The organism is Allobosea sp. P1_A7 (assembly GCF_056406775.1).
The window spans coordinates 1-4,852 of record NZ_JBFTZN010000361.1 but is presented as its reverse complement, the minus strand read 5'-3'; the positions used below and the strand labels follow the sequence as shown (position 1 = coordinate 4,852).

The 4,852-nt window shown below is 59.9% G+C and carries 6 protein-coding genes; 3 read left to right on the top strand and 3 right to left on the bottom strand.

The features are described from left to right. Positions 1-151: 151 nt before the first annotated feature. Positions 152-595 carry an SOS response-associated peptidase gene (locus AC1D34_RS34090; RefSeq protein ID WP_476826630.1) on the bottom strand — a complete coding sequence of 148 codons (444 nt, stop codon included), beginning with the start codon at positions 593-595 and terminating at the stop codon, positions 152-154. Positions 596-1,139: 544 nt separating this feature from the next. On the opposite strand from AC1D34_RS34090, the gene AC1D34_RS34085 reads away from it, so the two are divergent. Next, positions 1,140-1,571: a DUF5681 domain-containing protein gene (locus tag AC1D34_RS34085; RefSeq protein ID WP_476826629.1), complete on the top strand. Its 432-nt coding sequence runs from the start codon at positions 1,140-1,142 to the stop codon at positions 1,569-1,571. A 208-nt stretch (positions 1,572-1,779) separates the two neighbouring features. Then, on the top strand, positions 1,780-2,154 hold the full coding sequence (locus AC1D34_RS34080) for a hypothetical protein (RefSeq protein ID WP_476826628.1): 375 nt from the start codon (positions 1,780-1,782) through the stop codon (positions 2,152-2,154). Positions 2,155-2,162: 8 nt separating this feature from the next. On the opposite strand, the gene AC1D34_RS34075 is transcribed toward AC1D34_RS34080, so the two are convergent. Next, complete coding sequence (locus AC1D34_RS34075; RefSeq protein ID WP_476826627.1) at positions 2,163-2,333, bottom strand: hypothetical protein; 171 nt, start codon at positions 2,331-2,333, stop codon at positions 2,163-2,165. 1,442 nt (positions 2,334-3,775) lie between these two features. Beyond that, the gene (locus AC1D34_RS34070; RefSeq protein WP_476826626.1) at positions 3,776-4,168 is read right to left on the bottom strand and encodes a hypothetical protein; all 393 of its coding nucleotides are present in this window, start codon (positions 4,166-4,168) and stop codon (positions 3,776-3,778) included. Positions 4,169-4,279: 111 nt separating this feature from the next. Here AC1D34_RS34070 and AC1D34_RS34065 point away from each other — a divergent pair, with 111 nt between their 5' ends. Further along, positions 4,280-4,750, top strand: a complete 471-nt coding sequence (locus tag AC1D34_RS34065) for a hypothetical protein (RefSeq protein WP_476826625.1) — start codon at positions 4,280-4,282, stop codon at positions 4,748-4,750. The last annotated feature ends 102 nt before the right edge of the window (positions 4,751-4,852 follow it).

Here is a 4,852-nt window from a genome sequence, read left to right as displayed (position 1 = left end):
ATCCCAATGGAAGCGCGGGTTGCTCAGCTTGAGCGTTGGGTTGCGACTTTGATGATTGCGCGATCCCAAGATCTTCGGAAGCTGGCAGCGATGAGTGGAGACAAAGGAAACGGATAAAACGCGGGGCCCCAGCGCTGCCGTGTTCACGCAATTAAAACAGCGTTTCCTTGAATGGCTCGGCGGTGGCCGGGTCGTCATCTCCGACCCCCATCCGGTTCTCGAAATCGCGCGGGAGCAGCGTTGCTGGTATGCGGTTGTGGATCTCCGACATCCATTTGTTCGCGTCGCGCGTGATGATGGTGCAGGTCGTGATTTCCTCACCGGTCTCTGGATTGCTCCAGGCCTCCCACAAGCCGGCGAAGCCGAGCAGGCCGCCATCTGCCGCGTTGATGAAATGCGGGGTCTTGTCGCCCTTCTCGCCGGTCCATTCGTAGAAGCCGCTCGCGGGAATGATGCAGCGGCGCTTCACATAGCCTGACCGATACATGGCGCTGGAATCGACCGTCTCGAGGCCGGGCTCGACCTCGCGATCAGCCTGAGCGCCACGCTGGGCCTGTCCTATACCGGGCAACTGGCCCAGGAYGCTCAGGACCACGCTTTCAAGGGCGCGCTCGCCGTGAGGTTCTGAAGGGTAAGCCAAAAAGCGGACCCTCCCGAGGTCCGCTCGGGGTCGGTTTTACCCCTTCGATCCCGGTCCGGAAGCTGACGATCGATCCAGCGGCTCCACACGATAGCCGTGCCCGGCGCCGCGCGCGAAAATGGCAAAGACTTGCTCTGCTCTGGCGCGTCGTGGTTACTGGGCCTTCGCTCCCATCCGCAACAACTTCACTCGGCAACTCGTCGCCCCATGTCTTTAGCCCGAGCGCTGGGCGCCGTGCCTCGTTCGCCGTGGTCGCGGATGTTATTTTCGATGGCGATATTGCATAATCTATCGCGACTTATGATCTGATTGCTTGCAGATATGCCAATTTATTTGAGAAATGGAGGCTCGGATGCGGCCTGGAATGGGAGCGTCTGAGGCGGGGCCCGGCAAGGGATAGAGGAAGCAGGCGGCTCAGGAAGCCAGCAGGGCCGCGCTCCTGATGACGCTCGCCATCGTTCGGCTTCATCGCATGGATCGTCGCTAGAGGGCTTATCGGATGGCTACGGCGCGAAATAACGCGGCGAATACGCGAGGCAAACCCTTCGCCCCCGGCAACTCCGGCAGGCCGAAGGGCGCTCGCCACAAAGTGACGCTCGCCATCGAGGCTTTGCTGGAGGGCGAGGCAGAGGCCCTCACACGCAAAGCCATCGAGTTGGGCCTTGCCGGCGATATGACCGCGCTGCGGCTGTGTATGGATCGGCTGGCGCCTGCGCGTCGCGACCGTCCAGTGACGTTTGACCTTCCCAGGATCGAGAATGCAGCCGATCTGCCCAGGGCAACGCAGGCCATCCTGGAGGCGGTCGCGGCGGGCGAACTGACGCCGTCGGAAGCCGCCGAACTCGGCAGGCTGGTCGATGCCCACGCCAAGGCCATCGAGGTCACCGATCTGCACCGCAGGATCGAGGCGCTCGAAGGAGGGCGAGTATGAGGAACGCCGTCCACCGTCGCCTCGCCAGGCTGGAGGCCCGGCGCCGGCCCGTATCGGATCACCTGTCCAAGGCCGCGCGCGACGCTCTCGTGGCCGCTGTGTTGGCTGACCCCGAATGGGCGGAGCAGATCAGTGCCGAGCTAATCGGGGAGCCTGGCTACGGCCCTCACGCCGTTGCAGCAATCCGCGCCGCGACGAGGGCGGATACATGACGGCCCTCCAACGCCGCCTCAGGGTACTCGAGCGGAGGTATGGTGGCGGCAATCAGCCAGCCATCGCCTTCGTGCTCTGGGAGCGGTCGGCGGAAGCCCTCCAGCAGGCCTACGAGCAGGCGCTCGCGACTGGAGCCGTGAGGCGTGGCGATCCGACCATAATGGGCGTGATGCCCGAGACTGCCGAGTTGCCGGACGCCCGGTGGAGCGACGTGCCGGGGCTTTCCGACACGGAGCTGGTGGCGCTCGTGTCAGGTGCTGAGCCTTGTGACCGCCTCGATCAAACGCCGGCAAGCCGCGCTGTGAGGCTGATGTCCGATGCCGAGTTGAATGTCGCCATCATTGCGAGTGCAGGGAGGCCGGCGCCATGATGCGATTGTCACAGCGCATTGCGAAGCTGGAGACGATACGCATCGTCAATCGTGTGCGGTACGTGATCAGCAACTGCCCCCCGAGCGATGCGGAAAGGGATGCCGGCAAGAATGGCGCCGATATCGAATGCGACGAGGCGGAATGCCAGAGCCCGACCATTACCGAAGCTGAATGGCATGACGCTTTTTGCCGTGAATCGGAAAGCCGTTAACGGCGCACCAAGTTGACGAGCCGGCGCGGTGGGAGTGCTCGCGCCGGCTCTCCCCATCAACCCGCTTGGGAGGTCCGAGCCAATGGATGCCTTTCGGTATATGCGGGAACTGCTGCCCCGGTCACCGGCTGCGGGTAGCGGTTCAGCGGAGAACCGAGCCGCTGGCGGCTATTGCCCGAACCGATCCGCGACGACGCTAAGCATGACCAGGATGCCCGCAAGCAGGAGCGCGATGAGCTTCAAATCCTGCCGTATGTGGAAGTGGAGAGGATTATCGTCATATTCGAGGGACGAGCGGCCCTTCACGTCCGACCGTTCTGCATACCAAGCTATTCCACCGAGGAGGATAAGCGCACCTGCCGTGAACATTGGTTGTTCTCGCGATGTGTGGATTATCAGAAAGTCTTGAACCCGCCGCCAACCTTGCCGACGATATAAACTTCCCCTTAGTAGGAGGCTTGGCCACACTCTATTGTTGACATGTCTCGCCTCCTGGCGATGGCCGAAATTCGGGAGAGGGTCAGTGGTCCGGTGGCTTATAGCGATATCGCTCCTATACTGCTCCACGCAGGCATTTCCAGCATCCGCGCAATCAGCGAGTGATATCGCCGCCACATGCCGCACTATGAAAAACACAGAATCAAGCGGTGAGGGCAACGACTACCCTGGCATGGAAAACACTGCATGGCGGTGTATGAACGGAAGCGTCTATGTCTGCGAGATGGGCGCCAGTGGTCGAGGATGCATGAAGGCGGGTCATAGTACGGCCCCAACGGGAGGCGTGCTAAGGTGGTGCCGACAAAATCCAAACTCCGATTTTGTACCCGGCGCATACCTCTCCGGAGCAGCAATAAGCTGGCGATGTAGAGGAACACGGCCCGTGGTGGTGGAGACCGAGGGGGTGGACGAGCGCGGATATGTAAAGCAGTTTTGGCGGAAGTTAGGGCGATAGTTGTCGATATCGTTCGACCTATGACCGCGCCCATGCGGAAGCGATGGTGTTCGAGCAGCGCGGCCTGGCGGGCATGATGGCGACAGTGGAGAAGATACGGCGTCGATGCGCGGCACGGGCCTCAGACCGCGGGGCGCCGGACAAGTCAGTTCCCTAAAACCTTGAGCGGTCAACGATTTATGGCTCTTTCAGATGGCGCTTTTGGTGACAGGCCAGGGGCCAGCACGACTTGAAATGAAATCAAGAATTCAAGATGGGCCGAGCGTGACGGTGGGGACCTCTGATAGCGAGCGGGGGCGCCTACACTCCCAATCTCAAACGCCGCTGCCGAAGGCCTCAGGAAGCTCAGTTTTGGCATTTGCGGGTTTTGGCTATCCAGGGCGGAGAAATTTTCGCGCCCCTCGGCGGCCTTCCTAGAGGCTTCTGTGAGCGCCGGGACCTGCAGAGCACCGCTCGGTCATAAGACTACGCAGCCTCCAACTTGTACAATGATGGATGGGTCCGCGTCGTCGCCGTCGGGGTAAATCTCGTTGATATGCGTGAACCGGCAGGGCTCCGAACAAATCTTGTCGCCCCAAGGATTGAACTCAACCAGATACAAATCCCGCCATTTTGACTTCCCCCGTCCACTCGCCAGAAACGGATGCTTGCCGCCCCCAGGCACGCCGCTGACGAGGTCTCTCTTGGCCCCATTTATCGTCGTCTGTGTCATTCTGCTGGACATGCTCGCCGCCGAAAGCTCGAAGCTAAATGCGGTTGCTGGCTCATAAGTGCATCGGAGTGTGAAAGCTTCCGCTCGGGCCACAAAGGCCGGAAGGAACAGCGCCGCGAGCGCAATCATCCTGTGCATTGTCTCTCCTCCGAAGTATGCCTTCATTTTTGGGACAGTGATGCATCTGAAGCAGGCTCTCGAAATCGGCGGCGGCCATGGCCGTGCTGATTGCGATTACAGGGGCGGCCCTTGGTCAAGACCACAAGAATGAATTGGAAACTTGCACCGGCAGGCGTCGCCCTGAGCGCATTTCTGCTTTCGCCCGCGACCGCCGCAGCCAATGATATCTTTCGCTGCGTGGTCAAGGAAACACGCCATATTTCGGATGACGGTTTCCAGATTACCTACCCGCGTAATATCTATGCAGGTGAAGCTATCCTCGCGGACACGTCATCAGGTTTAGTTAGGCTATTCAGAAACCCGCATCTGTTTAGGTTTGAAATTTCTCAACATGGGTCAAATGACAATGGCTGGACCCTAACTTATTTTGAAAAAGGCACGGCGAAGAACGTTATCCTTATCCTTTCGATTATAGTCTACAATCCTCCTGGGACGCCTTTCCTTTTCATGGAAGATCAGACCGTGCATTCTGGCCTGTGCGATGTAGTTAGCCCGAATCATTCACCAGGGCGGGCAATTGAGCTGGCGGATGTAGCGTAAGATTTTGATATGACGTAGGATTCGGTTGCTGAAGCCAATCCTGCCCGTCCCTCTTCTCTTCGGCTGCCACATCCGCCATGACCGACGATACGATTCCGCCGT

Bases quoted from the DNA above. Each gene is read 5' to 3' on its own strand.
- AC1D34_RS34085 (WP_476826629.1), top strand. From the start codon at position 1,140: ATGGCTACGGCGCGAAATAACGCGGCGAATACGCGAGGCAAACCCTTC.
- AC1D34_RS34080 (WP_476826628.1), top strand. From the start codon at position 1,780: ATGACGGCCCTCCAACGCCGCCTCAGGGTACTCGAGCGGAGGTATGGT.
- AC1D34_RS34075 (WP_476826627.1), bottom strand. From the start codon at position 2,333: ATGCCATTCAGCTTCGGTAATGGTCGGGCTCTGGCATTCCGCCTCGTC.
- AC1D34_RS34070 (WP_476826626.1), bottom strand. From the start codon at position 4,168: ATGCACAGGATGATTGCGCTCGCGGCGCTGTTCCTTCCGGCCTTTGTG.